This is a genomic window from Microcoleus sp. BM001215392 (genome assembly GCF_036700185.1).
In the GTDB taxonomy this organism is placed as follows: Bacteria; Cyanobacteriota; Cyanobacteriia; order Cyanobacteriales; family Microcoleaceae; genus Microcoleus.
The window spans coordinates 6,215-9,105 of record NZ_JAUBOJ010000324.1; the positions used below are offsets into that span (position 1 = coordinate 6,215).

1 protein-coding gene is annotated in these 2,891 nt (G+C 42.6%); it reads left to right on the top strand.

Annotated features, from left to right (window positions below; translation table 11 throughout):
- Positions 1–429: 429 nt before the first annotated feature.
- Positions 430–2,891 (top strand): NACHT domain-containing protein (locus QT974_RS26305; RefSeq protein ID WP_333471356.1); only part of this gene is annotated, 2,462 nt, incomplete at its 3' end.

A 2,891-nucleotide genomic window follows, 5' to 3' on the forward strand; every position in this document is an offset into this window, starting at 1 on the left:
TTTTTTTTAGTCCTCGACCGAGGACTTTCACTTTGAGGCAGGGGTTTAAACCCCTACCGGACTTAAGTCCCTACCTCAAAGCTAAAGTCCTCTTGCATAGGGCTGATAAGTTTTTTAATTCTATGCAAAAGTTATCGCTTGAGAACTAATAACTTCTTTAGATTTTTCCAAAAAAGCAAGTCTTGGATACCCAGGATTCCTACCCCACAAAAATTATTAGAACTCTTTCTTTAGTCCTCTTCAGAGGACTTTCGCTTTGAGGCAGGGGTTTTAACCCCTGCCGGAATGTGCCTGTAACGAAAAGTTGACTGCAAGTTTAACGCAATTCTTGACACCAATTCCACTGGAATTACCCTAAAGTTTTTTGAGCTTCACAAATCATGTATAATTGCTATATTATAAACATACATTAATTTTCCAGCTACTATTATGATTGATTGGCTTGTGGTCTGGGGAGTAACGCAAGGAGTCGGCATTATCGTCCAACCCATCTTAGAAGAGTTGGCAGTAGACGGCGCGAAGGATTTAGTAAAAGATTTTTTTAAAGATTCCCTAAAAAACGTCTTGTTTGGCGAAAAAGACCCCCGACAAGTCGCAGGGGGGAAAGCCCTCAAAAAGTTTTTGGAGTTAGTGCAACAGCAGTTGAAAATCAGCGGACTTTCCCCAGAACAGATTAAGCTGTATATTAAAGATGTTAAAAAGTTTATCGGCAACAAGTCAGTTAAGGAAATTTTGGGTAAAGCCTTTGAGAGCGATCGCGAATCCCTAGATGCAAAACTTCTCCAACAAACCTGGACTCAACTAGATTTAGCTGCTTTACCCGCCAAATTTAAGTGGCAAACCATCGCCAATCAGTATCTCGCCGAAGTTCAAGAAATTCTCTTTGACTCCAAAGACTTGCGGGATATCTTGAATGCTCAAAATCTGGATAGCATTCAGAGAAACACTCAAGAGATAGCTGGGATTATCCCCGATTTTGACTTGAGGCAATATCAAGAGGCTTTGTGCGAACGTTACAGCAATCTGGATTTAAGCAGCGTCGATAGCAATACCTACGATTATCGTGAAAAGCTGAAAGTTTGGCAAATCTTTATTTTCCAAGATGTGCGCTTAATTTACGAGTCATTTCTACCCCAAGCTTACGAAATTCCCAAGGAACATCAACGGCGGTTGGAAGATAGCGATCGATTAGAGGCGATCGCGCTTGAAAATTTAGAGAAATATCGACGCGGTTATTTTTCACAGGCGATCGTATCCGTGTTAGATGTCATCAATGACAAGTCAAATTATCCCTACCTTGTGATTTTAGGCGATCCGGGTGCTGGCAAATCTACTCTGTTACAATATTTAGCATTAACTTGGGCGCGATCGCCCTTAAATAGCGTAACATCTCTGCCGCTGCCGCTGCTCATAGAATTGCGGATTTACATTCGCAACCTGGAATCAGGACATTGCAAGAATTTCCTGGAATTTTGCCACAAAAACTCGGGTTTTATCTGTGACTTGAATCAGCATCAATTGCACGAACAGTTTAAAGCAGGCGACGCTGTGGTGATGTTCGACGGATTAGATGAAATTTTCGATTCGGGGAAACGAGAAGATGTAATTACCGCGATTCATCGGTTTACCAACGAGTATCCGCGCGTGCGAGTGATTGTCACGTCTCGGATTATTGGTTACAAACCTCAACGGTTGCAGGATGCCCAGTTTCATCACTTTATTCTCCAAGACTTGAATCCCGCACAGATTCAGGATTTTGTGCACCGCTGGCACGAGTTGACTTTTACGAATGCTAGCGAAAAAGTGCGAATTTGCGATCGGATGAAAAGAGCGCTAGAGTATTCATCAACGATTCAAGATTTAGCCAGAAATCCGTTATTGTTAACGATTATGGCGATTTTGAATCGCAGTCAAGAATTGCCGAGAGACAGGGCAGAACTTTACAATCAAGCTTCGCGGATATTGCTGTATCAATGGGATGTGGAAAGGTCTTTAGTAGAGGATAGCAGGCTCGATCCGAAAACGATTGATGCCAAAGACAAGCAAGAAATGCTGCGGCGAGTTGCTTGGGAAATGCAAGCAGCACCTGAAGGGTTGGCGGGCAATATTATTAGTGCGGAAGATTTGGAGGATATTCTGACAGCATATCTGAAGAATAAAGATTTTGACCAACCCAGAAATCGGGCGAAGTTAATCATTAATCAACTGCGAACTCGCAATTTTATTTTATGTTATTTGGGTGCGGATAGTTACGGATTTATACACCGGACTTTTTTGGAATATTTCTGTGCATCGCAAGTTGTGAATAGGGTTCAGGCTTTGGAACTATCGCTGGATGAGTTGAAAGCAGAAGTTTTTGGCCCGCACTGGGATGATGAATCTTGGCAAGAAGTTTTGTGTTTGATTGCGGCATTGATTGCTGGCAAGTTGACAGGGGAATTGATTCAATTTTTGATCGAGCAAGATGGGGAAGCGCAAAAGTTTACCAACTTGTTTTTGGCGGCGAAGTGTTTGGATGAGGTGAGGGATAGAAAGGAGATTGCTGGGGTTGACAGTCAATTGCTTGAACGTTTAAAAGAGTTAACCAAGTACGATTTCAATTACTATTATCGGCCTTATGAAGAAGAGGCAACTCTAGTTGAAAAAATTCGCACTAAAGCAGTAAGTGCGATCGCCTTTACTTGGAAAGATGACCCGGAAACCTTACCTTGGCTCAAACAACGCGCTCAATCTGACGATAATTTGCCTGTGCGACTAACAGCAGTCCAAGAATTAGCACGGGGGTGGAAAGAAGACCCGCAAACCTTACCTATCCTCAAACAACTGGCTCAATATAACGATTATTGGCGTGTGCGACAAACAGCAGTCGAAGAATTAGCACGGGGGTGGAA